The organism is Cellvibrio sp. BR, from assembly GCF_000263355.1.
Classification (GTDB): Bacteria; Pseudomonadota; Gammaproteobacteria; order Pseudomonadales; family Cellvibrionaceae; genus Cellvibrio.
On record NZ_JH668203.1, the window covers coordinates 307743 to 334297 of the forward strand.

23 protein-coding genes are annotated in these 26555 nt (G+C 49.9%); 16 read left to right on the forward strand and 7 right to left on the reverse strand.

Annotated elements, in window-relative coordinates; translation table 11 throughout:
* The first annotated feature begins 18 nt into the window (after window positions 1-18).
* From O59_RS14510 to O59_RS14550, 9 genes are read left to right on the forward strand one after another with little or no spacing between them, the layout of a single operon-like run.
* Complete coding sequence (locus O59_RS14510) at window positions 19-909, forward strand: polysaccharide biosynthesis tyrosine autokinase (RefSeq protein ID WP_007644041.1); 891 nt, start codon at window positions 19-21, stop codon at window positions 907-909.
* A gap of 32 nt (window positions 910-941) precedes the next feature.
* On the forward strand, window positions 942-2234 hold the full coding sequence (locus O59_RS14515) for a hypothetical protein (RefSeq protein ID WP_007644042.1): 1293 nt from the start codon (window positions 942-944) through the stop codon (window positions 2232-2234).
* On the forward strand, window positions 2224-3366 hold the full coding sequence (locus O59_RS14520; protein WP_007644043.1) for a glycosyltransferase family 4 protein: 1143 nt from the start codon (window positions 2224-2226) through the stop codon (window positions 3364-3366). Before O59_RS14515 ends, O59_RS14520 begins: the two co-directional genes overlap by 11 nt.
* The gene (locus O59_RS14525; protein WP_157152585.1) at window positions 3363-4490 is read left to right on the forward strand and encodes a glycoside hydrolase family 5 protein; all 1128 of its coding nucleotides are present in this window, start codon (window positions 3363-3365) and stop codon (window positions 4488-4490) included. The genes O59_RS14520 and O59_RS14525 overlap by 4 nt, the downstream gene beginning before the upstream one ends.
* Before the next feature lie 44 nt (window positions 4491-4534).
* On the forward strand, window positions 4535-5701 hold the full coding sequence (locus tag O59_RS14530; protein ID WP_007644045.1) for a glycosyltransferase: 1167 nt from the start codon (window positions 4535-4537) through the stop codon (window positions 5699-5701).
* Window positions 5701-6480 (forward strand): WecB/TagA/CpsF family glycosyltransferase, encoded by a 780-nt coding sequence (locus O59_RS14535; RefSeq protein ID WP_007644046.1) that lies wholly within the window; start codon window positions 5701-5703, stop codon window positions 6478-6480. The genes O59_RS14530 and O59_RS14535 overlap by 1 nt, the downstream gene beginning before the upstream one ends.
* Before the next feature lie 4 nt (window positions 6481-6484).
* Window positions 6485-7567 (forward strand): glycosyltransferase family 4 protein, encoded by a 1083-nt coding sequence (locus O59_RS14540; RefSeq protein ID WP_007644048.1) that lies wholly within the window; start codon window positions 6485-6487, stop codon window positions 7565-7567.
* Window positions 7568-7600: 33 nt separating this feature from the next.
* A complete protein-coding gene (locus tag O59_RS14545) occupies window positions 7601-8818 on the forward strand; it encodes a glycosyltransferase family 4 protein (RefSeq protein ID WP_007644056.1) in 1218 nt (405 codons plus the stop codon).
* Entirely contained in the window at window positions 8815-10305 is a 1491-nt protein-coding gene (locus O59_RS14550) for a lipopolysaccharide biosynthesis protein (RefSeq protein WP_007644058.1), read from the forward strand. Before O59_RS14545 ends, O59_RS14550 begins: the two co-directional genes overlap by 4 nt.
* Before the next feature lie 17 nt (window positions 10306-10322).
* Here the strand turns inward: O59_RS14550 and O59_RS14555 are convergent, their stop codons facing one another.
* Genes O59_RS14555 through O59_RS14565 form a run of 3 tightly spaced genes read right to left on the reverse strand, consistent with a single transcriptional unit; the run spans window position 10323 to window position 13817 of the window.
* Window positions 10323-11138, reverse strand: coding sequence for a polysaccharide pyruvyl transferase family protein (locus O59_RS14555; protein WP_007644060.1), 816 nt, complete (start codon window positions 11136-11138; stop codon window positions 10323-10325).
* Between the two features lie 41 nt (window positions 11139-11179).
* Window positions 11180-12328 carry a hypothetical protein gene (locus tag O59_RS14560; protein ID WP_040392999.1) on the reverse strand — a complete coding sequence of 383 codons (1149 nt, stop codon included), beginning with the start codon at window positions 12326-12328 and terminating at the stop codon, window positions 11180-11182.
* 31 nt (window positions 12329-12359) lie between these two features.
* Window positions 12360-13817, reverse strand: a complete 1458-nt coding sequence (locus O59_RS14565; RefSeq protein WP_007644062.1) for an undecaprenyl-phosphate glucose phosphotransferase — start codon at window positions 13815-13817, stop codon at window positions 12360-12362.
* A 325-nt stretch (window positions 13818-14142) separates the two neighbouring features.
* Between O59_RS14565 and O59_RS14570 the strand changes: the two genes are divergently transcribed.
* Together O59_RS14570 and O59_RS14575 are read left to right on the forward strand one after the other, a co-directional pair.
* Window positions 14143-14649: a M48 family metallopeptidase gene (locus O59_RS14570; RefSeq protein WP_007644064.1), complete on the forward strand. Its 507-nt coding sequence runs from the start codon at window positions 14143-14145 to the stop codon at window positions 14647-14649.
* A gap of 46 nt (window positions 14650-14695) precedes the next feature.
* Window positions 14696-15952, forward strand: a complete 1257-nt coding sequence (locus O59_RS14575; protein WP_007644065.1) for a mechanosensitive ion channel family protein — start codon at window positions 14696-14698, stop codon at window positions 15950-15952.
* 6 nt (window positions 15953-15958) lie between these two features.
* Here the strand turns inward: O59_RS14575 and O59_RS14580 are convergent, their stop codons facing one another.
* The 4 genes from O59_RS14580 to O59_RS14595 all read right to left on the reverse strand — a co-directional run bounded on the left by O59_RS14580 (window position 15959) and on the right by O59_RS14595 (window position 20845).
* Complete coding sequence (locus tag O59_RS14580; protein WP_007644067.1) at window positions 15959-17656, reverse strand: cytochrome c; 1698 nt, start codon at window positions 17654-17656, stop codon at window positions 15959-15961.
* 154 nt (window positions 17657-17810) lie between these two features.
* The gene (locus O59_RS14585) at window positions 17811-19373 is read right to left on the reverse strand and encodes a helicase HerA-like domain-containing protein (RefSeq protein ID WP_007644072.1); all 1563 of its coding nucleotides are present in this window, start codon (window positions 19371-19373) and stop codon (window positions 17811-17813) included.
* A gap of 33 nt (window positions 19374-19406) precedes the next feature.
* Window positions 19407-20039 (reverse strand): PolC-type DNA polymerase III, encoded by a 633-nt coding sequence (locus O59_RS14590; protein WP_007644074.1) that lies wholly within the window; start codon window positions 20037-20039, stop codon window positions 19407-19409.
* A gap of 74 nt (window positions 20040-20113) precedes the next feature.
* A complete protein-coding gene (locus tag O59_RS14595) occupies window positions 20114-20845 on the reverse strand; it encodes a hypothetical protein (RefSeq protein WP_007644076.1) in 732 nt (243 codons plus the stop codon).
* A 187-nt stretch (window positions 20846-21032) separates the two neighbouring features.
* Here O59_RS14595 and O59_RS14600 point away from each other — a divergent pair, with 187 nt between their 5' ends.
* From O59_RS14600 to prmA, 5 genes are all read left to right on the forward strand, one after another.
* Entirely contained in the window at window positions 21033-22829 is a 1797-nt protein-coding gene (locus O59_RS14600; RefSeq protein ID WP_007644078.1) for a protein-disulfide reductase DsbD, read from the forward strand.
* Window positions 22830-23148: 319 nt separating this feature from the next.
* Window positions 23149-23586, forward strand: a complete 438-nt coding sequence (gene aroQ, locus O59_RS14605; protein WP_007644079.1) for a type II 3-dehydroquinate dehydratase — start codon at window positions 23149-23151, stop codon at window positions 23584-23586.
* 63 nt (window positions 23587-23649) lie between these two features.
* On the forward strand, window positions 23650-24114 hold the full coding sequence (gene accB, locus O59_RS14610) for an acetyl-CoA carboxylase biotin carboxyl carrier protein (protein WP_007644081.1): 465 nt from the start codon (window positions 23650-23652) through the stop codon (window positions 24112-24114).
* Between the two features lie 72 nt (window positions 24115-24186).
* Entirely contained in the window at window positions 24187-25527 is a 1341-nt protein-coding gene (gene accC / locus O59_RS14615) for an acetyl-CoA carboxylase biotin carboxylase subunit (RefSeq protein ID WP_007644083.1), read from the forward strand.
* Window positions 25528-25620: 93 nt separating this feature from the next.
* Complete coding sequence (gene prmA, locus O59_RS14620) at window positions 25621-26502, forward strand: 50S ribosomal protein L11 methyltransferase (protein ID WP_040392773.1); 882 nt, start codon at window positions 25621-25623, stop codon at window positions 26500-26502.
* Window positions 26503-26555: the final 53 nt, after the last annotated feature.

Genomic DNA, 26555 nt, shown 5'->3' on the forward strand with positions numbered 1-26555 from the left:
ATAGCAGGAGCTCGCACCATGAATGATCGTTTGCAAATACTGGATCGCGAACAGGCGCTTGCCCAGGCAATGCAGCTCGGCCAGTCATCCCGGATGGGACCAATGCTGGTGGCAATGGGCAAGCTCAGCCCCAAAGACTTGAACACCATTCTGGCGACCCAAAAGAAACAGGGACTGCGCTTTGGCGATGCCGCGCTGAAATTGGGGCTGGTCAGCGCCGATGACATTAACGCCATTCTGGCTGAGCAGTTTGCTTACACCCAGACACCTGCGGCATCGAGCAAACTTGACCGCCGCCTGAGCGCACTCTTTCAACCGGACAGCACCCAGGCAGAAGCACTGCGTAGCCTGCGCAGCGAGTTAATGTTGCGCTACTTCAACCCCCAACCACACCATGCGCTGGCGATAGTCAGCGCCGAAAATGCGACGACCACAGCAATCACTGCCGCCAATCTGGCGATCAGTTTTGCGCAACTCGGCCTGCGCACCCTGCTGATCGACAGCAACCTGCGTACGCCACAACTCAACGCCCTGTTTAACCTGCAGGAGCACGCGCCCGGTTTGTCCGACTGGATTGCCGAGCGCACTTCGGTGGCCCCCACGGCCATAGAGCAAGTGCGCTCACTGTGGGTGTTACCTGCCGGCACCCGCGCGCCCAACCCTCAGGAATTGCTCGCCAGCAAACACTATCAGGAGCGGGTGAACCCGCTGATCCAGCACTTTGATATCACCCTGATCAGCACCGCACCGATGGACTCAAATCGCGATGCACAACTGGTCGCCGCACAGGCGGGAGCAGCCCTGTTAATTGCGCAACAACATGTCACTCACACCAAAGCGCTGGTTGCCATTGGCAACCGCTTGCGCGAATTAGGTGTGCGCCTGTTGGGCACAACCCTGCTCGGCTAGTGGCGGTTGCAGACGATACACACGAGGTAAGGATGAACTACCCGCAGGCCTGCCCGACTATTCCCCCCCTGCCCGCCAGTGCGCATCTGGTGCGGGAGCAACGCTGGCTGAACGATCAGCGACTGGTCACTTTTATCATTGTCGCCAGTGTCGGCTACCAGGCGGTGTTGTGCCTGCTCAATACCCTCGTCCTGCCTATGTCACGCTCGCTCGTGGGTTTGGCCGAGGCAATTATCCTGATGGCATGTGTGCCGCTATTGGTACGGCGGCTATTGCCGGGGGTGGTCATTCTCGCCTGTCTCGCCGCTGCCATGCTGTGTTTGCTGAGCATCATCAACAACCAGGTTAACGTCAAAGCGTTTCGCGATATTGCCATACCCCTCTGCTACTTCTGGCTGGGGTGTAACATCGGGCGGCTGGAGCTGGCTGATCGCGCGCTTAAAGTGGCGATTTGCATGGTCTTGGCGATGGGCATGTTTGAGTTGCTGCTACTTGATCGCTACACCCGCTGGTTTGATATTTTCAGCTACTACGTCAGCATCGGCTCTATTGATCCTGCGATGGACTTTGTCCGGGAAGACCGCCTGCAAGCCAATGGTATGCGCCCCGAAGGTATAGGCCGCACCCTGCTCCCCGGCCTGCTTGGCCCGCATCGGGTCTCCTCGGTTTTCCTCGAACCGGTATCGCTCGGCAACTTTGCCAGCCTTTGCGCCGCTTGGGGGCTTGCCCGCACACACTGGCGCGATGGGATATTTTTTGTAGTGGCCGCGGTGATAATGATGGTGCTGTGCGATTCGCGATTCGCGCTGATGACCGTGAGTAGCTTTGTAGTGCTGCGCCTGCTGGTGCACGGCAGCCTGCTTAATTTTTGTATCTTCGCCCCTATCGCCGCCATCCTCCTGCTCTTGGTCATTGGCTACACAACCCCCAACGAAACAGGGCGGATTCTCAATGACGACTTGCAAGGGCGCCTCGCCTACAGCGGTTGGTCGCTACTGCAATTTGACGCCCTCAAACTACTCGGTATAGGTCACACCAAGGTTTATTACGATGAGGGCTATGCCCATACCCTGGCCACGTTTGGGCTACCAATGGCGCTGGTGTTTTGGTGCAGCTTCTGGCTATTACCCATCAGCTCCGCTACCAGCCAGCGTTTTCGGGCGATGGTATCGCTCTACATCGCGCTGATTCTCTGTATCAGTGGCTTTTCATTTTTTGCACTCAAAAGCGCCGGCTTACTCTGGTTTTTAGTGGGTTGCAGCCTGCAAAAGCCTGCACCTACTCCCGGGCAACCCAGCTATACCGGAGGAAAAGATGCCAGTTAGCTCCCCCATTAAAGTCACCCACATAGTGCGCCAATACCTGCCGTCCATTGGCGGGATGGAAGAAGTGGTGCGCAATATTGCTCGCCACCAGTTACATCAAGGCCAAGGCGCCACGCGGATCATTACCCTCAATCGCCTGTTTCGTAACTCCAGTGAGTTGTTGCCCCAGCAAGAGACGATTGAGGGAATTGAAGTCATCCGCCTGCCCTACATGGGTTCCAGCCGCTACCCCCTGTGCCCCGGCGTTTTTAAATACCTGAAGGATGCCGATGTAATACATGTGCATGGCGTGGACTTTTTTTACGACTTCCTCGCTGCCACCAAATGGCTACATCGTCGCCCGCTGGTGCTATCCACCCATGGAGGGTTCTTCCATACCCGCTTTGCCTCGCGCGCCAAACAGGCGTATTTCCACAGTGTTACGCGCCTCTCCGCCAATGCTTACAACCGGGTGGTTGCCACCAGTGCCAATGACGGCGACTTGTTTGGACAAATCATGGATCAGCACAAACTGCAGGTCATTGAGAATGGGGTGGATGTGGAAAAGTATGCAGGTAGCGCCGCACCACAACTCACACCAACGCTGATGTATTTTGGCCGCTGGTCATCCAATAAAGGGCTGATTCCTGCATTGGAATTGTTCGCTGAACTGCTGCGGCAGCGCCCCGAATGGCGCTTGATTATCGCCGGGCGCGAATACGATCACAGCCTCGCCGAGCTGCAAGCAGCCACGCAATCCTTGGGTATTAGCCATGCTGTGACCTTGGCCGCTAACCCCAGCGACGAGGAAATCAAACACCTGCTCAACCAAGCCAGCTATTTCATCTGCCTGTCGGATCACGAAGGTTTTGGTATAGCGCCGATAGAAGCAATGAGTGCCGGGCTCACACCCATTCTCAGTGCGATTCCACCCTTTCGGCGGCTGCATGGGGAATCTGGCTTGGGGTTCTGTTTTGAGCCGGCAACGCAACAGCACGCGGCAATCGCCCAGCTGCTGGAACTTCACGATCAAGGCGAGCAGGCTTACCAGCAGCGCGTGAAAGCCGCGCAGGCGTTTGCGATTCGCTATGCCTGGCCGCAAGTGGCTGATCGCTACCTCGCGCTTTACGATCAATTGCGGAAGGCATCATGAATATTCTCCGGTGTCCTCCCCCCCTGAAGCGCGCCTTGGGCTTATTGAGTCTGATGTTGACGATGGTTGGCTCACCTTCACAGGCGGGTTGTTTGGATCAAGCGCGGCTGACCGGCGTCAATCTCGCCGGGGCGGAGTTCAATACCAAAGCCTTGCCGGGCATCGTCTATAAAAATTACACCTATCCCAGCACCGCGGAATTGAATTACATCGCCGCCCAGGGCGCCAATATGATTCGCCTGCCCTTTCGCTGGGAGCGCCTGCAACAAACGGTTAATGGCCCACTCGACCCGGCCGAGCTGGGGCGTTTGCACACTACAGTCAATAACGCCAGCGCCGCTGGGTTATGTGTACTGCTGGACGTACACAACTACGCCAAATACTACCAATACAAACTGGGCGACCCACTGCCTACACCTTCGCCCGAAGGCACCACCTTAACCACTATGTTTATCGCCTTTTGGCTGGCGCTAGCCGCCGAATTTCCGGACGCCAATAAAGTCGCCTTCGGGTTGATGAACGAACCGGCCAATATTCCGTTGAACAGCTGGGCAGTTATCGCCAAACAAACCCTCGCCGAACTGCGCGCGGCAGATGCGACCAATCTGGTCTTTGTCAGCGGTGGCCGCTGGAGTGGCCTGCACGATTGGTTTTCCGGCCTGGAATACAGCAACGCCAGCGAATTTAGTGACCTGCATGACCCGCTCAACCGCGCCATTATCGAAGTCCACCAGTACACCGACAGTGACTACTCAGGCACCCACACTACCAGCACTGGCACAGGGTGCCGCCCCGCCGATCAATTTAATGCGAAATTCGAGCGCATTACCGAGTGGGCCAAAACCCATCAGCAAACGCTGTTTTTAGGGGAGTTTGGTGTGCCGCGTAGCAGCGAATGCCTGCTCACGCTCACTCGCTTTCTGGAGTTGATGGACAACAACACCTGGCGCGGCTGGAGTTACTGGGCAGCTGGTAGTTGGTGGGGTAGCTACCCACTTGCCCTAAGCGGTGCTAACCAGGCACCTGCACCGCAATGGGAACCGTTGAAAGCCTTTTTCTTTCGCGACGGGGAAGATGAAACCAGTCCGCCGCAACCACCTGTTCCTCACCCAGCGAATCCCTAATGCTGTGAATGAAGGCCTTAATGCAGTAACCGAAGGAGAGCATCGTGACCGCACCAGAAATACTTACCCACACAGATGAATCATCCCTGACCAGCGCTCCCACGGCGCCGCAACAGAAATACCTGCTGCTCTCCGCGCACGACTACCGCTCGCCGCGCAAAGCGGGCATTCACTTTGTGGCGAGTGAATTAGCCAAAATGGGGCCGACACGCTTCTTCTCGCTGCGTTACAGCTTTTTATCGCGCTATAAACACGACCCGCGTCTGTCGCTGGACGATCAGGCAAACAAAATAGTGAACCATCAGGGTGTTGATTGTTATTTGTGGAAAACCTTGATCCACCCTATTCGCATTCGCCCGTTTGAATCACTGATGTATCACCTTTACAGCTTCGGCTTTAACGCGGTGTTACGCCGTTGGATAAAAGAATCGGATGTGATTATTTTGGAGAGCGGTGTTGCACCGATTTTTTTCGATTTAATTAAAAAATTAAATGCGCGCGCAAAAATACTTTACCGCGCCTCCGATGCACTGGACACGATTGACGCCGCAGACTATATCCGCAACACCTTTGCCCGCATCGCCAAAGAGATAGACACCATAGTCATGCCCTCCAAAGCGCTGGCCGACTCCATGCCGTCAACGCATAATCTCGCATTTGTACCGCAGGGAATTGATTATTCTGTTAATGAAAAGGCCAACCCATCGCCCTATGGCGAAGGCATACATGCGGTATCGGTTGGCTCCATGTTGTTTGATCCACAATTTTTTATTCTTGCGGGCAAGCGCTTTCCACATATTCATTTTCATATTATTGGTTCTTGCCAACCGCGCCACCCGGAGTACGGTGAAAATATCAGCGTGTACGGTGAAATGCCGTTTGATAAAACCCTTCCTTACATCAAACACGCCACACTCGGTATTGCGCCTTACGCCAGCGTGAACCTGCCCGCTTATTTACGCGATACCTCACTTAAACTCACGCAATATGAATTTTTTGGTTTACCCGCGATTTGCCCACATTTTATCGCCGCCGATTACCCCACCCGTTTTGGTTATGACATTGGCGATGAAAATTCCATTGCCCAAGCGATTTCACGTGCACTAAACCCACCGCAACCGCTCACCAAACGCACAGTACTGGATTGGGCGCAAGTGACCGAACGCATGCTCGCGCCCAAAAAATTCAGCGACACAGAGGTATTTGCATAATGACTACGGACACAATTAATGCAATTTCACCGGATGACATTATCCCCCTTGGCGGATTCCCTATAGTGCGCACCACCAGCGCCGCATTAATTCCGCTTTTGCAAGAAAAAATGCAGCAGCAACAAATCGCTTTATTATTTGCCAACACTAATTTTATTGTGAAATGCCAAGCCGAAAAGACCGCTCTGGCAGGCAGTGACACAATTATTGTCAACGACGGCATTGGGCTGGACATTGCCACTTGGCTCGTGCATCGCCGTCGCTTTATTGAAAATTTAAATGGTACTGATTTCACCCCGCAGTTTTTACAACAACTGGGCGCAAGTACACGGGTTTTTTTGCTCGGCGCCAAACCCGGTATTGCACAGCGCGCCGCGCAAACACTGACAACTCAATATCAGGTTAAGGTAGTCGGTGTACGCAACGGTTACGATGAAGCGCGCAACAGCGAAGAACTTATTGCCGCGATTAATGCCAGCAATGCGAATGTAGTGTTGGTCGCCATGGGCAACCCTTATCAAGAACAATGGATTTTAAAACATCGCCGCCAATTAAATGCGCCAGTGTTGATGGGTGTTGGCGCGCTACTGGATTTTCTGGCAGGCGACAAAACCCGCGCGCCCGCGTTGGTGCAACGTTTGCGATTGGAATGGTTTTATCGCTTATGCCTTGAACCTTCGCGTTTATTGCGGCGCTACACAGTGGATATCGTGCAGTTCCTCTTACTCTGCTTGCGCAGCGGTAATCGCATAGATCACCTGCGTCACTCGGAAGGATAAGACTATGAAAATTTTTGCGGCACCCGCCTTTAGCAATGAAAAGGTTAACCCCTACAACGCATTGCTCTATCGCGAATTACAACAACTCAATGCAAACGTTGAAGAATATCGCCACAGCAAAGCCCTGCGCACGCACTCTGACATAGTGCATTTTCATTGGCCGGACGGTGATATTAATCGCCCCAGCCTTGGCAAAAGCATACAGCGCATGCTGCTCCTGGCAGTCACTGTGTGTGCATTAAAATTAAAAGGTACCAAAATCGTATGGACAGTGCACAACACAGCACCTCACGATGCGCGCCGCCCGCGTTTATCAAACGCATTTATGCAGTGGTTTGCACGGCGCTGCGACGGTTTTATTTTTATGAGCGAAGCCAATCGCGCGGCGTTTTATCAGTTGTACAAAACCTCCCCCACCAGTCATTACGCCATTATTCCCCACGGTCACTATCGCGGCTGTTATCCCCCAGCCATTGATCAACAGGTTGCAAAAACCCAATTGGGGTTAGATCCAACAAAAAAAGTATTATTGTTTGTCGGGATGATAAAACCGTACAAAAATATCGACGGTTTAATGCAAGCATTTAATCAAGCCGAACTCGCGGATTATCAATTGGTTGTAGCAGGCACTGCAGACACGGCACCTACCGAGTTGCGTAGCACCATGGAAACGCTAAAAAATGCCAACACCCATTTATTCCTGCGTTTTATTCCCGACAGTGAATTGGCACTGTTTATGAGCGCAGCCGATGTAGTGATTTTGCCCTACAAAGCGATTCTCAATTCCGGGGCATTATTATTGGCGCTCTCTTACAACCGCCCGGTGATTGCACCGCATATGGGTGCCGTTGCAGAACTGCAAAAAAAACTGGGGTTGCATTGGATTTACGGTTACGCCAGTGACTTGACACCGGCAAGCCTGCAACATGCTTTACTTGCCCTCGAGCACAGCAGCCGCCCGCAAGTATGCCCGCTAGATAATTACAACTGGGATAAACTCGCGGCACAAACTCTGGATTTTTATGGTCAACTAGGCACATCGGCACACACAGCGGCCGCCTTGTCTGATTCCAAAAAAATACCCTGACTCCAATAGTGTTTGTATGAGCATTCAAAACCTATGAAAAATCTCGCGCGTCATATTTACCGCCGCATTCGTGCGCAGCTATTGCAGCGTATGATTCCCAAAAGCGACGCGCCGCTCCCCCTTAACATCGCCGAGTTGCGCATAGAAGTGATTGGATTTTTTCACAGCATTTCCGGCATTGGTGAATCTGCCCGCTTGTGCGCGCAACAATTAGCGGCAGACGGTTATCAGGTGCAATGCACCAGTGTAGAAAAGTTTTTTCACAAACCCGAAGATCTAGCATGGGACTGGCCGGCACAAAAGCCTAATTCCAGCGGGGCAACTGCCATTAATTGCCGAATCTATCACTTGAACCCACCTATGTTGCCGCCGGTGATTTTCCAAATGGGAATCACCCATTTTAAAAAAACCTACAACATCGGTTATTGGGCATGGGAGTTGGAGGCCATACCCAGCGAATGGGTTAATGCTATTCGCTATATGAATGCGATTATCACACCCTCGCGTTTTACGACTGATGTTATCCAGCGTTACACAGATTACCCGGTACTGACGGCGACCCACCCGGTTACGCGCGGTGAAGCTACCCAAGGTATGCGTGGCAAATTAAACATCCCCGAGCAGGCATTTTTGGTATCCAGCATTTTTAGTTTTGGCAGCGCGATGGAACGCAAGAATCCCCTCGCATTAGTCGCTGCGTTTAAACAAGCATTTGCTCATACGCCCGATGCTTATTTAGTGCTAAAAGCGAATACCGGTGGCGATTCACCTGAAAAGCAGCAACTGCTTGATGCTATCGCCGGGCACCCAAATATCTGTTTAATCGATCAACATTGGAGTCGCGCCGATGTGCTCGGTTTAATTCAGAGTTCCGATCTCTATGCGTCACTGCACCGCTCGGAAGGTTTTGGTTTAACACTTGCCGAAGCCATGTTGTTAGACACCCCCGTACTCGCAACCGCCTGGTCAGGGAATGTGGATTTTTGTACGGCAGAAAATAGTTTTTTAGTGCCCTGCACACCCATTGCGGTTAACTCCAATCACCCGGAGTTTCAGGAAGTTGATAACATCACTTGGGCCGATGCCGACAGTCAGGCAGCAGCACAAATACTGGGCGACATTTATCGCGATCGCACATTACTTGCCAACAGAAAATCCTGCTGTGCACAGCAAATGCAAAACTGTATCGACAGCAACAAATATGAACATGCCTTGCAGCAGTTAGTTAACGCGCGAATCAATCCTCTATGAGCCTGAAAAAAAATTTTGGTAAAAGCAGCGTCTGGATGAGTACCGCCGCGAGCGGTAATAGCCTCATCAGCCTGGTGATTTTTATTATTCTTTCCCGCCTGTTGGCGCCGGAAGAAATTGGCTTGGTTGCCTTTGCATTAATTGTGGTTGAGTTGGGTAGAGTCATTGTCAATGCCGGCTTCTCACAAGCCATCGTGCGCCACCCCGAATGGGATGAACACTACGCGGCCACTGGTTTTTATCTCAACCTGTTATTGGCATTGGTGGTTACTGCGGTTGCATTTTGGGTAGTAGCGCCACTGGTCGCTTTTTACTATGACCCGCGCGCCGAATTATTAGTACAGGTGCTTTCCGTGATCTTTTTTTTGGAGGGCGCCAAAGCAGTACATGAAGGCAAACTCAAACGAGAGTTTAATTTTCGTGCGATTGCGCTGCGCACTGTCATTGCAAGCTTGGTATCCGGCATCGCGGGGGTAGCACTGGCCTTTTTGGGCTACGGTGTTTGGGCGTTGGTATGGCAACAATTAATTAACCAGATATTCATTACCCTGCTCACTTGGAAAAGCGCACACTGGTTTCCCAGTTTGCATTTTTCTTTCCTACACACACGATCACTATTAGGTTTTTCTGCGCCGCTGACACTTGCACAACTGGTGAGTAATCTCGCGAGTAAAATATACGAATTATTGATAGGCCTCTTAATTGGCCCCGCTGCATTAGGGTTTTTCCGCGTGGGTGGGCGCGTGCTATTTATCATGCAAGAAATTGTAATAAAGCCTTTCGAGCAGGCGCTGCTACCGGCATTGTCGCGATTGAACGAGCGCGACGCACGCGCGCAGGCCACACTGCGCGTAATGCGCATCAGTGCTTATTTTACTTTCCCGATTTTTTTTGGCGCTGCGGCGCTGGGGCCTGAGTTTATTGAACTCGCCTTTACCGATAAATGGGCACAAAGCGGCCAGGTAATGACCATGTTGGCACTGGGGATTGCCCCCATGGTAATTAGTGCACAAGTGAATTCCGCACTGACCGCGAGCGGCCATACGAACTACGTTATGCTACTGGCAGTTATCACATTTGTACTGAATTGCCTGCTCGGTTTTCTGCTAGTACCTTTCGGTATCGTAGTGGCTGCGGCGGGTTATGCATTGCGCGCGTATCTAAGCATTATTTTCAATATGTTATTTTTCAAAAACATATTTAAGGTGGGCGTACTGCAACAGTTGCGCATTATAGCGCCCACGTTCACCGCAGCGTTAATCATGTTTACGCTAGTACAACTAACAAAATTTGTGTTGCCTGCTGACTGGGCGCTTGGTGTACGTTTACTGCTGCTCGCCGGTTTGGGTGGGCTGATTTATATTTTTATCATGTCGTGCATTTTTCGCGATGAAACGAAACACTTTTTAGGCGAGAGTGCGGCCATGGCGCCCGCCAAAGCAAAACCTGCTATAGAGTTTTTGCAGCGGTTGTTACGCCTGGCCTAAATTAATAGTTAAAAAATTTAATTCCATAAGTGGAGCGGAAACGCATCCAACAGCGATTGATGATCAAAACGCAACCCAGGCATGCCGCCCATTTCTTGACCTTCAGCAATTGAATTGGCAAATTGAAATTCAGATTCCAACCGCCCGGAGCCAAAATAATAGTCTTTGTATTTAAACAAGTCTTCAGTTTGCGATAAGCGCACATAGCGCGCTGGAATACCATAAGCCTCCGCAATGACCAACCCGTGGAGTGAACTCGCCAGTACCAATTTAGCTTCCAGAATTTGTTCAATCACGCGGTTCCACCCTTGCAAAGGTGAAATAACATTCGGGGTCTTGGGTGGCAATATAGATAGATCGTGTAGATTGGGTACAAATACATAATCGCGGCAGGGATTGGGCGTAAAACGTCCTTTAAATAAATGCGGCATCAGCAGTGCAGGATCACCATAAACTTTCGGTACGGTAAAACCACGGCTGCGCAAAAACTCACGGGTCAATGGGCCACGCACTGCATGCAGGTTCAAGCGTTTGGATTTGAACATGATCTCGGGTACTTTGCCATTCCAACCTGTACCCCAAATATGGTCATCATTTGCACTGTATTGCAAGATTGAACCAATGGCTAACAAGCGCGCACTTTTTGAAACTTCCTGATCCAAACTTAATCCCTGTAGTGCCAACAATTGGCGTGTAACAATTTCTGAAAGATGGTCACCAAAATTTACCCGCCCGTCACCTGGCGCCCAGTTATATAAATCCACATAAGGAAAAGGTAAACGCGGTTTCAGTTCAGTAGGGGTTTCCCAATAAGCAGCCAGACGTTTAAACATGAATATTCCACTCATATAAGTTAAGCGTTAAAAAATTATTTTTAAAATACCAGCGCGACGCCAAGGCTTGCCTGAGCATAATCATAATCGCGATACTCTAATGGCGATTCGCGATCCACCCACTGGCTACTGAGGCGAAACTTGAGCATTTCAGAGAATTGATAAGTAAGTGCGATAGGGCTGAGTGTCGTGATGTGTTCGTCGCGGGCGGGTTCGGTTAACCGCTGCACATAAGCCTGAGTGCTGTAACCCGCCGCCATGGAGAGCGACCATTTAGCCGAAGGCTCCCACCCCAGGCTAATTCTGCTGGCGCGAACATCAGCCGGCGAGTCAGAGGTTTCACCCACCGCTGGTTCGCTTTGGCTGTAACTCAAGGACAGTGTGAGTTTTTCACTCACGGCCCAATCCAAATCCACTACGGCTTGGGTACCTGTACCGGCATTAATCTCCCCTTCGCGCTTGAAGCGCCCCAGGGTAAATCCAAGTTGCGTTTTGCGGGTCAGCGCCCAGGAACTTTCCACTTCCAGTTGGCGATAATCAAAATCCAATGAGGTAAGTGCATCAGGCAAAGGGTTTTCATAAACTCGCTCACCTTCTCGCAAACGCAAACTCAAAAACGATTTATTTGCCGTAGTGTAAGTACTGGCAACAAACCATTCATCATCATCAAAATCCAGACTTTCGCGCAGCTCATTGGAATGCGTTTGCGCTACTTGCCGCGCGCCAACAGTAAATCCAAGGCGCTGCCCTACCCCCATAGTCAATTGGCCCGCAAAGTTATCGCGTGCAACAACATCTTTATCGGCAAATTCCAAGCGATCCACCGCGTAGGCATCACGCACCCAGGTAAAATCTGTTTTTACCCGTGTGCTCCAGTCACTGCGCCAACGTGCATTGCCTTCATAAAAACTTACGTCCAAATCATCACGCTCAGCATAAGCATAATGGTTGCCACTTACGCCCAATGAAAAATCCTGTTTACTCAGGCGCTCATTAAGTGCAACTGAAATAACCGAGTGAGTGTAATGCTCGGAATCCACATCTGCACTGCGCGCAAAATTGCTGTCCCAGTGTTCATTCGCGCCCAACGACAAAGTAAAGCGATCCATCGCATAAGCAGTTGAGTTGGTCAGCCCAGCGAACAGAATTAACGCCATACCCCGCTTAACGCTGACAAGTATGGTGTTCATTTTGTTCGTGCAGCATTTAATTTCATCTGGATTAATAAACATTCTCGCCAACAAAACCTTTAAAGATTGTTTTCCATAAAATTTTTATGTCCAACAAAATTGACCAGTTACGAATATATTCCAAGTCATACGCGATGCGTCCGGACATTTTATCCAGCGTTTCCGTTTCACCACGAAAACCATTCACCTGCGCCAATCCAGTAATGCCTGGTTTTACTTTATGGCGCAACATGTAGCCTTTGATTTGCCCGCGATAAAATTCATTGTGCGCAACGGCGTGGGGGCGCGGGCCTACCAGCGACATACTGCCGGACAATACATTGAATAGCTGGGGCAATTCATCAAGCGACGTGCGGCGTAAAAAATTGCCAAACGGCGTAATGCGTGGATCGGCGCGTTTGGCTTGGGCAACACTATTGCCATCCTCACACACGGTCATGGAGCGAAATTTCCACACTTTTATTTTTTCACCCCCCATGCCATAACGCGTTTGTTTAAAAAACACGGGACCAGGCGATGTCACTTTCACACCAATCGCCACGGCTAACATAGGGATTGCCAATAAAAGTAAAATTCCAGCACCCAACACCACATCTTCCAAACGCTTCACCCAACCGTTATCAACCAGTGGCGAATCGTAAATACTCAGTGCGGGAATGCCTTGTAAACACGTGAGGCGCGAATGCAACAAATCAAAACTAAATACATCGGGTATAACATAGGGCGATACGGTAGTATCAGCCAAGCGATCAATCACAGTACGCATGCGCATTTCAGCGCGCATTGGTAAACCGACAAAAACCATGTCCAATTTGCCATCATGGGCGTCTTGATAAAGCTGCTCAAGCCCACCTTTTACTTCAATATTGTCGCCAATCAACCGCCGCCCCACTTCATGGGAGGGTGAGCGATCGTCGTAAAAGCCAATCACTTTGTAGCCCAACCATGGCATTACTTTCATGGAATTGATTAACCGTAAACCCAATTCATTGGCACCGACAATCGCTACACGGCGCGGCTCGGTTGGATGAGAGCGCAATTTGGCAAGCAGCAAACGCCGCCCAATATGCATACCCGTCATTAATACCGGCGTTGCAACCAACCAACAGACAAACGCCAATAATTCCATGGATTTAAATGGATAAATCACCAGCGCCGCAAGAATGATAAAAATAGCCGTTACCAGCCAGGCAAATAATATTCGACCAGCCAAATCCAGCATGGAATGACCGCGCCACAAATAATAAACTTCATTGCCCTCGGCAAAAAAACCAAAAACAATAACGGCGGTAATTGCAAAGGTAGTGTAAAGATTTGTCCACTCAAGCCCTAGCATGTTAAGCCCGAGCCAAAGTATGGATACGATCAGCGCGCTATCAATCGCACGAAATAGCGCGAGGATTTTTGAATGGTGAAGCCGTATAACCGGCGGTTCATTTGATAAGGTTACAGGGCTAACAAGCGCCCGATTGACCGATAGATTGCTCATACTCCCTCCACGCAATGTACTTCATCATGCCATCAGCATTTGTTTACTAGCAGGATATAGAAGGCATTAATCAGGCCATAAAGAATGCAACATCACGATTACGTGACGAAGTTTTAAAAAAATCGATATTTGTCGCCAAATCAACTAAAATTGACGCCAAAAACAGCAATCATCAATCCGCTTTTGATAAAAATATTTGTAATTTTTATAATTTTTCTGCCCCAGCAAAACGCACTGTTTTTTTTAAAAGCACCGATCCAACGCAAAAACATTTTTCTTTATGAACACTAACTGAATAATCACTCTAAAAATTAATTAAGACGCCATGACAGCACTGAAATATTTAACCGGCTACTCCGCCGATACACTGCAAAAAGTGAACACGCTTATTGAAGAGAAAAAGCTGGCTGAGGTATTACTAAAACGCTACCCAAATGTTCATCAAGTGCGCACTGATGGTGCGCTATATCAATATACGCAACAAATTAAAGCGGATTTTATGGGCAAGACCCAACCTTTGAACCGGGTCAGTTATGACAGCAAAATAAAAGTGATCCAGCATGCACTGGGGCAACACCACTACATTAGCCGCATTCACGGAGGGAAACTTAAAACCGTGAACGAGATCAAAATTGCCAGTGTATTCAGAACCGCACCAGAAGCATTTTTAAAAATGATTATCGTACATGAGCTGGCACATTTTAAAGAGAAGGAGCACAACAAAGCGTTTTATCAACTCTGCTGTCATATGGAGCCACAGTATCACCAATATGAATTTGATCTTCGTCTGTACTTAACCCAACTGGATTTATTTGGGGATATATATACCTAAATTATTACCGCCCTATTACCTTGCTTAACAAGAGCCAGAAAAAAACATGAAAGACTTGATGCACACCGCCTTGAATTATCTTGGCATTCCAAACAACGAATATGCTTATCTCGCGGCCGTTATTCTTGTCATCTTATTTACGTCACTTGTTATTCATTGGCTCTTGCATAAAGTGGTGATGGGTTTATTGCGTGCCAATGCCAAAAGCGCAGAACAGTTGTGGAAACGTTCATTTTATAAAAATAGATTGTTTACCCGCGTCGCCCTTACCTTGCAAGGTTTGATTATTTTTATGCAAGCACGCCTCTGGCTGGATGCGGATGATAGCGCCCTGCCAGTCATCGCCGTTATTACCAGTTTATGGGTACTACTCTACGGGCTGCTGTCAGTTTATTCGCTGCTGGATACGCTGGAAGATATTTCAAACACTAACCCTGCAGGACGTCGCCTGCCGCTACGTGGAATTTTCCAAAGCATCAAATTAATTGGCGCAACAGTGGCAATTATTTTTGCGCTGGCGTTATTGATTGGTAAATCGCCCGTGATTTTATTTAGCGGTCTTGGCGCCATGACTGCAATTTTATTATTGGTATTTAAGGATCCTATTCTCGGCTTGGTAGCAGGCATTCAACTTTCCGCCAATAAAATGTTGGCGGTGGGCGATTGGCTGGAAATGCCAAAATACGGAGCGGATGGTGAAGTGACGGACATTAACCTCACCACAGTCAAAGTCCGCAACTGGGATAAAACCATTACAACGATTCCCACTTATGCACTGATTGCTGACTCATTTAAAAATTGGCGAGGCATGGCGGAAGCGGGTGGTCGCCGTATAAAACGCGCTATCAATATCGATGCAACCAGCGTTCACTTTCTTAGCGAGGAGGATGTAATGCGTTTGCGTAAAGCAAAATTACTGACTGACTATATTGAACAAAAAGCCAGGGAGATCACCGACTACAATACACAACATCAAGTTGATACCAGCTTCCCGGTCAATGGTCGTCGCTTGACGAATTTAGGAACCTTTCGCGCTTATTTGACCGCTTACATCAAAGCCAATCCTCATATTCATTTGGGTATGACGCATATGGTGCGACAACTTAGCCCCAGCGCTGAAGGTATTCCCATTGAGGTGTACGCGTTTACCAATAACACGGAATGGCTGGCTTACGAAAATATTCAGTCAGATATTTTTGATCATATTTTTGCAGTGCTGGCAGAATTTGATTTGCGGATTTATCAAGCACCCAGCGGCTATGACATGCGCCAAATCATCACTGGCAGCACTCAAAGCCACTGAGCATCCTCACAAACTTTTAATATATTCCACTAATGCCCAACGCTCTTCATCACTCAATGCCGTGCCATATTCATGGCCGGCATTGGAATTGCCCGGCAGACCTGTATCAAAAAAGCTGGTATCGGGAGCCGCACTGGAAACATGGCCAACTTTGATTACATCCAATTCAATATTACCCACATAAAATTGCGACGGGCGCTGTGCCGCGGGCAACAGTAAATCGTAAATCGTTGGCACCGAGCCATTGTGCAAATAAGGTGCAGAGGCCCATATGCCATTGATTGGGCGAGCTTTATAGCTATCGACACTGGGGGTATCGGCAGAAAGATTGGAATGATATTCACGCACAATAGTTTTGAGGGTTTGCCAGGGTTTGTTTAATAAAGTCCCCATAGCCGCATGAGTGACCAGGTCAAGTGAACTGGCTTCTGCAGTTAACTTTTTCCCAACCAACACCATGCTGCGCTCGCCTTCCAGCACCCCGGTTTTTACTTTGCGCTGACTGAAATTATGCGCCATCAATGGATCCGTCCCCACCTCCGCAACCGGCGTTAGTACCGCCCGCAGTTTGCGTTTTTTATCTGCTGCATCGACATGTGTATGGCACTCCACACAGTGCTGTTGATAAAGTTTTTTACCGGCAACTAATTTGGTTTCATCCAACTTCCCGGCAAATTCTTGCGGCCATCGCGGTGCAGTTAATTGATAAAAGGCTTTTTGAAGATCGGCAAGGTGATTAATACGAATCGAGGATGAATAGGTTAAGTGTTCTTTTTTAATTTCAATCGTGCCATAAACCGCTAGTGCAGTGATTGCATTTTGAAACAACGGGCCAGGTTCTTTATTGGGTGCTGAGGCATTCCATTGCACCAAATCCAGATGGGATGCATCCCACATCACCGGATAACTGGTGGGTGCATTAGGTGAATGAATATTTTCTGGCATATTTAACGCTTCAACTGCAATCGCATTAAAAATTTGCCCAAAGGCGTCCAAGCGACCATGACCATAAGGCACATCGGTTTTGTTATTTTCCAATCGCTGTTGCAACTGCTGCAATCGCCCATGCATTTGGACTTGTAGAGCTTGGGTAGTAAGTGAGGCTGAAGCGATGGCGCTGACCGACGGCGCTGTCCGCACATTGGAATAAAAGCGCGCAAATTTTTCGGTATCATCCAGCGTAGCCTGCAATGCAGCTACCAGTGCTGTTTCAAACGCGGTGAAATCGATCAGCGCTTGGCCGCCATCAATTCGAATACGCTGGCCGTTAATCATTACTTGACCGGTATGACAAGCCGCGCAAGTCAGGCCAACATAATCACCATGTTTTTTATCCTTATCGCGTACCACACCAATGGGTAAGCCATCCGGATTATATTTATCGGCGGCAGCAACGATAAAACCCAGCGCCGACATATGCGCCGGATCGCGAAACAGCGCTGGATTATTCGCTTGCTCCAACACGATAAACCAGTCATAGGGAATAAGCCGCGAACCAAAAGAGGTAAATGACAGTTGTTGGCGAGTTTCATGCTCCCAGCCCTGCGCAAGGTAATGGGTATCCTGCATGCTGGATACAGTGGTCGAGGCAAGTGCTGCAGTACCGCACAAGGCAAGCCACGCAAACCCGATACAACACTGGTGATGACTAACGCGAGCCAGTACTGAACCGATTTTTTTACTGTGTTTTTTGTTGTTTTTCATGCTGCATCCTCAACATTTTTATACTGCCCCTATCCGGGGCAGAAGCACACCTTAAAAATTGACTCCTTTCACTATAAGCCTCTTATTAGTCTCCTTCTATTACACCAGGTAACAAACTACACCCAACCAATACCGACACAACACCACGCGTAATTTAACGTCGCCCTCCCAACAGAGAACCAAGAATCCCGCGTACAATTTGACGGCCCAAATTACTACCAATTGCACGCGCCGCACTTTTTGCCAGCGCTTCAGTGGCCGATTCACGTCGGCTCTCAGCACGCTGTGCTTGCTGCTGGGCTTTTAGCTGTTCTTTTTGCCAGCGCTCTTGCTGTTTTTGCTGCTCTTTAGCGATGCGTTCTTGTTCGGCGCGCTGCTGTGCATTTAATTTTTCTTGCTCTGCCTGAAGCTGCTCCTGCTGCACAATCTGTGCCTGCTGGTTAACGCGCTGTTTTAAAATTTCATACGCCGACTCGCGATCCACCAGTTGCGAGTAAATGGCTTTATAAGGGGAGCGCGCCATCACTTCTGCACGCTCCTCTGCTGTTAACGGCCCAATACGTGATGCTGGCGGAGCAACCATCACCCGCTCAACCGGTGTGGGCGAGCCTTTTTCATCCAACACCGATACCAGCGCTTCTCCAATACCCAATTCAGTAATTACCGTCTCGGTAGAAAATGCCGGATTGGGGCGAAAAGTTTGCGCAGCAATTTTTACCGCCTGCTGATCTTTAGGAGTGTAGGCACGCAATGCATGTTGAATACGGTTGCCTAATTGCCCTAATACGGTATCAGGAATATCCGCCGGGCTTTGTGAGATAAAATAAATCCCTACACCCTTGGAGCGAATCAAGCGCACCACTTGTTCGATTTTGTCCACCAATAATTTGGGTGCGCCATCGAACAACAAATGTGCTTCATCAAAAAAGAATACCAGTTTGGGTTTATCGGCATCGCCCTGTTCAGGCAAATTCTCAAATAATTCGGAAATTAACCAAAGTAAAAAAATTGCATAAAGTTTTGGCTGATTAACCAAGGTGGTGGCATCGAGAATATTAATCACACCCGTGCCTTCCAAAGTGACTTGCATCAGGTGATTAAGGTCCAGCGCTGGCTCACCAAAAAATTTATCCGCCCCCTCCTGTTCCAACATCATCAAGCGGCGCTGAATAGCGGCAATGCTTGCCTCACTTAAACCGCCGTATTCGTCTTCCAGATTTTTGCGCTCATCCTTCATCCAATTGAGCATGGCTTGTAAATCTTTTAAATCCAGCAACAACATGCCCTGGTCATCGGCAATTTTAAACGCGGCATAGAGCACGCCGGTTTGGGTTTCATTCAAATCAAAAAAGTTGGCGAGCAATAGCGGGCCAAAATCAGAAATAGTGGCGCGTACCGGATGGCCTTGTTTGGCATACAAATCCCAGAATACACAGGGAAATAACCGCTGCTGGTAATCGCTGATATTCATCAGCTGCACTCGCTCATCCACTTTAGGGTGAGGTTTGCCCGCTTTGGCAAGGCCAGAGAGGTCGCCCTTGATATCCGCCATAAATACCGGCACGCCGGCCTTGGCAAAACCTTCGGCGAGCACCTGTAAACTCACCGTTTTGCCCGTGCCCGTGGCACCGGCAATCAAACCGTGGCGATTTGCCATACGCAGATTTAAATGCACCGACTGGGTGCCGTTGCCGCCAATAAGATAATGTTGGGTCATAAATTCTCCGTCACTCTGCACGAAATCAATTTATTAGTGTTGCGCGTAAAGTTTACGCAATTGATGTTTGGGCGTTTTTGTTAGTTGGTGCATAAAACCAAAGGATAGATCATTGAGCCCCTGCTGCGCACGCAGCTCCTCCAATAAACTCAACCACAAATGCGCGGTGACCTCTGCATCAGCCAAAGCGCGGTGATAGACACCCTCGGTCGGTAAGTTTTTATAGGCAGCCAAAGTAGCTAATTGATGATTGGGCGCCTGTTGAAATATTCGGCGCGCCGCCAATAAACTGCAGGCAATACCTGACGAAAAGTATTTTTTGATCCGCTTGAATTCGGCGCGTAGAAACCGCTCGTCAAAACTGGCGTTGTGCGCAACCAGATTGTGACCGGCGATAAAATCGTAAAAATCGCTCATTACCTCGGCATTATTGCGCGCCTCTTTTACCATCGCATTGGTGATACCGGTGAGATTTTCAATAAACAGTGGAATACGCACACCAGGATTCATCACCTGCTGGAAGCGATCAGTGATACGCCCATGCTCAATTAATACTGCACCAATTTCTATCGCGCGATCGCCCATATCAGGCGACAAGCCGGTAGTTTCAAAGTCGAAAACTATTACACTGGCAGCGGAACGCCGGTGAAAATCCAATGTTGTCATTTAATAGCCCAGCAATTACCCGATGAAAATTGAACAAAGAAAAAAGAGCGCCAATGCGCTCTTTTAAATTGAAATTATTGCGCCGATGGCACCAGCTGCACCCGCGGGGGGCCGCCTAATTTAATGTCGCCACGCACGCGATAGCCCGGCAAGGCGTCGCGCATTTTTTGATAGATCCAGCGCCCCTCTACATCACTGCGAGCGATAATCATGGCCAGGCTATCCGTCGCTTTGAGTTTTTGTGCAATTTCATTAATGCGCGCTAATATTTGTGGATCATCTTTTCCCAGCAAGCTGGCTTCTAATAAAAATTCATTGGCACCGCCACGATAAGGCTCTACGGGTGGCGCGGATTTAATTTGCTCGGTAAGCGCCGCCGAAACCTCCTTAATTAACAAGTTGTTCGGGTCGACGATGCGGGCATTGTTGAGCATGGTCGTCGCTTGGGTGTAGTTGCCGCGGGCTGCAGCCTGACGAGCCAGATCTACATAGCGCATAACGATGCCCTGCAACCCACCCTTGGCGCGCTGGTTGTTGGGATCGAGTTTTAACACTGCATGGAAAAAATCATAAGCGTTGTCATTGGCAGGCGTGAGCAATTGATCTCGCGACAGGGTGTACTCCCCGTTAAGTAGCAGCATGCGAACCACCTGCTGCTCTTTGGTGATCACCGGAACCGGTGGTGCTACTGGCGCAGGTGCTACAGGAGCGGGTTTTTTCTGATTCGCATAAAAAGGAAGCTGACAGGCACTGAGGCTGAAAAACACTGCCATACACAATGCACTGCGACCAACAAAATTAAACATAACGCCTTTTCTCTGTACTGAAAGATGAGTTGTGTGTTGCGTTAGAAAAATCGAACATCGCATAGAATGATTGCGATTACCGATTGTCTAGAAGGCTGCGTATGTTACTGTAAGTCGCGCCCAAGGACACCAGAACCTGGGCACTCCCCAGCCAATTTGATCAAGATACGTTTCCATGTATATGAGAATGCAAAAGACTCGCCACCCATTTATCAAATTCCCGAGCTGCACTGGCGTCATCGCCCTGCTGCTCGCCAGTGTTATCTCATTTGCTGCGCCTGCTTATGCCCAGGATCCCTTTGCTAAAAACACCAGCACTAACAACAGCAATAGCCTGCTGGGCGCACAGGATGAATTTTTGCCGGTTGCCGAGGCATTCAAACCGAGCTTCGAGATATCCCGCGAACAGCTGACATTAAGCTGGACTATTGCAGATAAATACTACCTTTATGAAGAGCGCTTTAAGTTTAAAGCCGATCAAGCCATCACGCTGACCCCCATCTATAGCCCAGGCAAGATGAAGTATGACGAGTTGTTTGAGCGCGAAACCATGGTGCACTACCAACAAGTCAGTGCGACATTTGATATCAGCGCGATTCAACAATCTTTTACGCTGAAGCTTGAATACCAAGGCTGCGCCGATGCTGGCCTCTGTTATCCACCACAAAAACTTACCTTGAGAGTTGACCCTGTTGCACTGACCGTAACGGAGCAAATCCCCACCGCATCATTAATAGCCCCAACAACTCCAGCAACTACCGACACACCGACAACAGATTCAAACTGGCTACTGCAAGCCATGCTGCTCGCCTTGTTAGGCGGCATGATTCTGAACCTGATGCCCTGCGTTTTTCCGGTGCTATCTATTAAGGTGATGAGCCTTGCGGCTGCCGATCGCAGCCGGTTAGCACTGCACGGCTGGGTTTACACGCTGGGTATTGTGGTGTGTTTTGTGGGATTTGCCATCGCGTTGATTCTGGCACGCAAAGGTGGTGAAGCGGTGGGCTGGGGCTTTCAATTGCAATCGCCCGGGTTAATTGCCGCACTGGCCTATTTATTTTTTGTGATGGGCTTGAGCATGTCCGGACTGATTCATTTTGGCGGCAGCTTGATGGGCGCCGGCCAGCGATTGACACAAAAGCCTGGCTTGAGCGGTTCATTTTTTACCGGCGTATTAGCGGCCGTAGTTGCCAGCCCCTGTACCGCTCCGTTTATGGGCGCCGCACTCGGATTTGCGCTCACTCAACCACCACTGGTCTGTATTGCTGTTTTTGCCGCGCTGGGTTTTGGTATGGCACTACCGCTGTTGCTCTTGTGCTACCTGCCTGCCTTAGCTAACCGTCTGCCCAAACCTGGCGTGTGGATGGACAACCTGAAACAGCTGCTCGCTTTCCCCCTGTACCTAAGCGCAATTTGGTTACTCTGGGTTTATGGTCGCCAGACAGGCGTTAACGGCATGGCAAGTTTGTGTATTGGCGCCGTGCTGATTGCTTTTGGCTGCTGGTTATCAGGCCGCCATACCACCGGTTTATGGCTTTGGCTGCGCCGTTTGGCGATTGCGGCCAGTTGGATTATCGCTCTTTCATTCATTTTCCAAACACCCGCTCTAAACAACCAAGCGCAGCCCCAAGGACGCTGGCAACCTTACAGCCCCGAACTACTGGCGGATTTACGCAGCCAAGGCCGCCCGGTATTTGTAAACCTGACGGCAGATTGGTGCCTCACTTGTCTGGCCAATGAACGAATCGCACTGGACACAGCTGCTGTGGAAGCCGTATTTGATGAGCTTAATGTGGCAACCATTAAAGGTGACTGGACAAATACTGACCCCAAAATCACCGAGTTACTGCAAGAATATGGCCGCAGCGGCGTTCCTCTATACCTCTGGTTTCCGGCCAACCACGCGGGCAAAGGCCAGTTATTACCCCAACTACTCACCAAAGAGTTGGTTATCAACACCTTGAAAGGCGAAGATAGGCCATAGATTCATACTTTTTGATGAAATTAGCAGCACTTACCGTCAACTTTACAAAACTTCCCGCATCGTGCCGCTATCGTGGGGGCATGATGCGGGGATAATCATGCAAAAGTGTTATTTAAGTGCCGCTTTTTAGCATCACCCTGACTAACTTCTTCAATCATGCTGGCATTTTCTGCCAACTCAACAAAATTTCGCTGCTATCGTGGACAGATCCCGGTTTTTGCGGCAAACTCTTCTCACTTTCAATCCAGACAGGCCGAGACTCGCCAGATATTGGTGAGTTCGCGCACAAAAACAGAATATCACTGCAGGATCACAGTCAATGGCAACCATTTTGGTACTTCACGGCCCCAACCTGAACCTTTTAGGGCTGCGCGAACCAGGCATCTATGGCGCCACCACACTGGAAGACATCAACCGTAAACTGACCCAAACCGCGCTTGATGCCGGCCACCACCTGCAAACCCTGCAAAGCAATGCCGAATACGAATTAATTGATCGCATTCACGATGCACGCAAAGAAGGTGTCGATTTCATCATCATCAACCCCGCCGCCTTTACCCACACTAGCGTTGCACTGCGCGATGCGTTACTTGGCGTTGGCATTCCGTTTATCGAAGTGCACTTATCCAACGTGCACAAGCGCGAGGCCTTCCGCCACCACTCCTATTTCTCTGATGTCGCCCAAGGCGTCATCTGTGGATTTGGCGCCACCAGTTACGACCTGGCGCTGCAAGCTGCTTTCACCCTGATCAAATAGCACCCTATTTATCGGGTCCAATTCAATATCAACCAACAACCTAATGTTGCCAAAGAGGACACTATGGATATTCGCAAAATTAAAAAACTGATCGAGCTGCTCGAAGAATCCAATATCGGCGAGCTGGAAATCAAAGAGGGCGAAGAATCTGTGCGTATCGCACGCAACAGTGGCACTACTCAATACTTCACTGCACCGCAAGGCTTTGCGGCACCCGCTCCCGCAGCGGCGGCACCCGTTGCGGCCCCCGCAGCCGCCGCACCTGCTGCTGCCCCTGTTGCAGCGGCCCCCTCTGGCCACTTGGTAAAATCACCCATGGTTGGCACCTTTTATCGCTCACCAAGCCCAGGCTCACCTTCATTCATTGAAGTGGGCAAACACGTTAAAGCGGGCGATGTCATTTGCATCATTGAAGCGATGAAAATGATGAACCAAATCGAAGCTGACAAGACTGGCGTGATCGAAGCCATTTTGGTTGAAGACGGCAGCCCCGTTGAATTCGACCAACCTCTAGTGACTATTGCCTAACCATTTGTTGTGGCTGTCGCACGCCCCTTTTTGCGCGGGCGACCTACTCACTAATCGCTGAGGATTTGGTTTATGTTCGATAAAATTTTGATCGCCAACCGTGGCGAAATCGCGTTGCGCGTGTTGCGCGCCTGTAAAGAGTTAGGCATCAAGACTGTTGCTGTTCACTCACAGGTTGACCGCGATTTAAAACACGTTCGCCTGGCGGACGAATCGGTGTGTATCGGGCCAAACCCGTCACCCAAAAGCTACCTGAACGTTCCGGCGATTATTTCCGCCATGGAGATCACTGACGCGGAAGCCGTTCACCCGGGTTATGGTTTCCTTGCTGAAAACGCCGATTTTGCCGAGCGCGTGCAAAACAGCGGTTTTACCTTTATCGGCCCGGATCCTGCGGTTATTCGCATGATGGGCGACAAGGTAGAAGCGATTAAAGCGATGAAAAAAGCTGGCGTGCCTACGGTTCCGGGTTCCGACGGCCCACTGCCAGAAGACCCCGAAGAGTGCATGAAAATCGCCAAGCGTATTGGCTACCCAATTATCATCAAAGCGGCAGCTGGTGGCGGTGGTCGCGGTATGCGCGTAGTACACACCGAAGCAGCGCTGATCAGCTCCATCCATGTTACTCAGGGTGAAGCCAAAGCAGCATTTGGCGATGGCACTGTGTACATGGAGAAATTCCTGCAAAATCCGCGTCACGTAGAAGTACAAATCCTGTCTGACGGCCAGGGTCACGCCATCCACTTGGGTGATCGTGATTGCTCACTGCAGCGCCGCCACCAAAAAGTGTTGGAAGAGGCACCCGCACCCGGCATTCCACAAGAAATCCGCGAGGAAACCTACGCCGCTTGTGTAAAAGCGTGTATCGATATTGGTTACAAGGGCGCCGGTACTTTTGAGTTTTTGTACGAAGATGGCCGCTTCTACTTTATCGAGATGAACACCCGTATCCAGGTGGAACATCCGGTTTCAGAAATGGTAACCGGCATCGATTTGATCAAAGAGCAAATTCGCGTTTGCTCAGGTTTACCACTTTCATACAAGCAGTCCGATGTGATTATTCGCGGCCACTCGTTTGAATGCCGTATCAACGCTGAAGACCCAAAAACCTTTATGCCCTGCCCTGGTTTGGTTAAAGGCTTTCACGCCCCCGGCGGCTTGGGTGTACGCGTGGATTCACACCTGTACAACGGCTACACAGTGCCGCCAAACTACGATTCCATGATCGCCAAAATCATCACCTTTGGTGACACCCGCGAGATCGCCTTGAACCGTATGCGCAACGCACTGGATGAGACCATTGTGGACGGTATCCGCACCAACATTCCGCTGCAGCAGATGTTGGTACGCGATACTGAATTCCGTAAAGGCGGCGTGAACATTCACTACCTTGAGAAAAAATTGGCTGAGTAATATCAGCCGATGACTAAAGGGCGCGATTTATCGCGCCCTTTTACGTTTAGCCCCCGAAAATCAGATTCCTTTATCACCAAGAGCAGAATTCCTATGCCCTGGCTGCAACTCAAAATTATCACCTCGCGCCGCTATGCCGAATCCCTTGAGGATTCATTACTGGCGTGTGGTGCTGCATCGGTAACACTACAAGACAATGCCGACCAACCCATTCTCGAGCCGGGTTTGGGCGAAACCCCCTTGTGGGACAGTGTGAAAATCACCGGCCTGTTTGATGCGGAAATCGATACCGCCAAGACAATCACCATCGCCGAGCGACGCTTTGGCAACCCACTGCCTGAACACTATTGGGAACAGCTGGAGGACAAAGATTGGGAGCGCGAGTGGATGACCAATTATCACGCGATCCGCTGCGGTGAGCGCCTGTGGATTTGCCCCAGCTGGCAACAGCCGCCAGAGCCAGACAAAGTCAACCTGATGCTCGACCCAGGCCTCGCCTTTGGCACCGGCACCCACCCCACCACATTTTTATGTATGCAGTGGATCGACCAGCAGGACTTTAACGGACTTGAGGTAGTGGACTACGGCTGCGGTTCGGGCATTTTAGGTATTGCTGCTTTATTGCTGGGCGCCAAACGCGTTATTGGTGTCGATATAGATCCGCAAGCACTGCTCGCTACCACGGAAAACGCCAAGCGCAACAATCTGCCTGCAGATGCCATGCCCGTCTATTTACCACCGAACTGCCCTGCCGTAAAAGTAGACGTGATGCTTGCCAATATTCTCGCTGGGCCACTGGCCGAACTGGCACCGGCGTTAAATGCCATGACCAAAGTTGGCGGCAAACTGTGCTTATCCGGGATTTTATCGGTACAGGCCAAATCGGTTATGGCTGCTTACAAACCATGGTTTGAGTTTGATCCCATCGCCGAGCAAGAAGAATGGGTGCGCTTAACCGCCACAAAGGTGAGATAGTTGGCATTGCGATACGAGAACCTGAAACCGGTCTCGCGTCGCAATTTACCGCA

Coding starts and splice junctions, on each gene's coding strand:
- prmA (WP_040392773.1), top strand. CDS start 25,621: ATGCCCTGGCTGCAACTCAAAATTATCACCTCGCGCCGCTATGCCGAA.
- O59_RS14510 (WP_007644041.1), top strand. CDS start 19: ATGAATGATCGTTTGCAAATACTGGATCGCGAACAGGCGCTTGCCCAG.
- O59_RS14545 (WP_007644056.1), top strand. CDS start 7,601: ATGAAAAATCTCGCGCGTCATATTTACCGCCGCATTCGTGCGCAGCTA.
- O59_RS14595 (WP_007644076.1), bottom strand. CDS start 20,845: ATGTTTAATTTTGTTGGTCGCAGTGCATTGTGTATGGCAGTGTTTTTC.
- O59_RS14535 (WP_007644046.1), top strand. CDS start 5,701: ATGACTACGGACACAATTAATGCAATTTCACCGGATGACATTATCCCC.
- accC (WP_007644083.1), top strand. CDS start 24,187: ATGTTCGATAAAATTTTGATCGCCAACCGTGGCGAAATCGCGTTGCGC.
- O59_RS14550 (WP_007644058.1), top strand. CDS start 8,815: ATGAGCCTGAAAAAAAATTTTGGTAAAAGCAGCGTCTGGATGAGTACC.
- O59_RS14560 (WP_040392999.1), bottom strand. CDS start 12,328: ATGAACACCATACTTGTCAGCGTTAAGCGGGGTATGGCGTTAATTCTG.
- O59_RS14565 (WP_007644062.1), bottom strand. CDS start 13,817: ATGAGCAATCTATCGGTCAATCGGGCGCTTGTTAGCCCTGTAACCTTA.
- O59_RS14525 (WP_157152585.1), top strand. CDS start 3,363: ATGAATATTCTCCGGTGTCCTCCCCCCCTGAAGCGCGCCTTGGGCTTA.
- aroQ (WP_007644079.1), top strand. CDS start 23,149: ATGGCAACCATTTTGGTACTTCACGGCCCCAACCTGAACCTTTTAGGG.
- O59_RS14580 (WP_007644067.1), bottom strand. CDS start 17,656: ATGAAAAACAACAAAAAACACAGTAAAAAAATCGGTTCAGTACTGGCT.
- O59_RS14520 (WP_007644043.1), top strand. CDS start 2,224: ATGCCAGTTAGCTCCCCCATTAAAGTCACCCACATAGTGCGCCAATAC.
- accB (WP_007644081.1), top strand. CDS start 23,650: ATGGATATTCGCAAAATTAAAAAACTGATCGAGCTGCTCGAAGAATCC.
- O59_RS14575 (WP_007644065.1), top strand. CDS start 14,696: ATGAAAGACTTGATGCACACCGCCTTGAATTATCTTGGCATTCCAAAC.
- O59_RS14600 (WP_007644078.1), top strand. CDS start 21,033: ATGCAAAAGACTCGCCACCCATTTATCAAATTCCCGAGCTGCACTGGC.
- O59_RS14570 (WP_007644064.1), top strand. CDS start 14,143: ATGACAGCACTGAAATATTTAACCGGCTACTCCGCCGATACACTGCAA.
- O59_RS14590 (WP_007644074.1), bottom strand. CDS start 20,039: ATGACAACATTGGATTTTCACCGGCGTTCCGCTGCCAGTGTAATAGTT.
- O59_RS14540 (WP_007644048.1), top strand. CDS start 6,485: ATGAAAATTTTTGCGGCACCCGCCTTTAGCAATGAAAAGGTTAACCCC.
- O59_RS14515 (WP_007644042.1), top strand. CDS start 942: ATGAACTACCCGCAGGCCTGCCCGACTATTCCCCCCCTGCCCGCCAGT.
- O59_RS14585 (WP_007644072.1), bottom strand. CDS start 19,373: ATGACCCAACATTATCTTATTGGCGGCAACGGCACCCAGTCGGTGCAT.
- O59_RS14555 (WP_007644060.1), bottom strand. CDS start 11,138: ATGTTTAAACGTCTGGCTGCTTATTGGGAAACCCCTACTGAACTGAAA.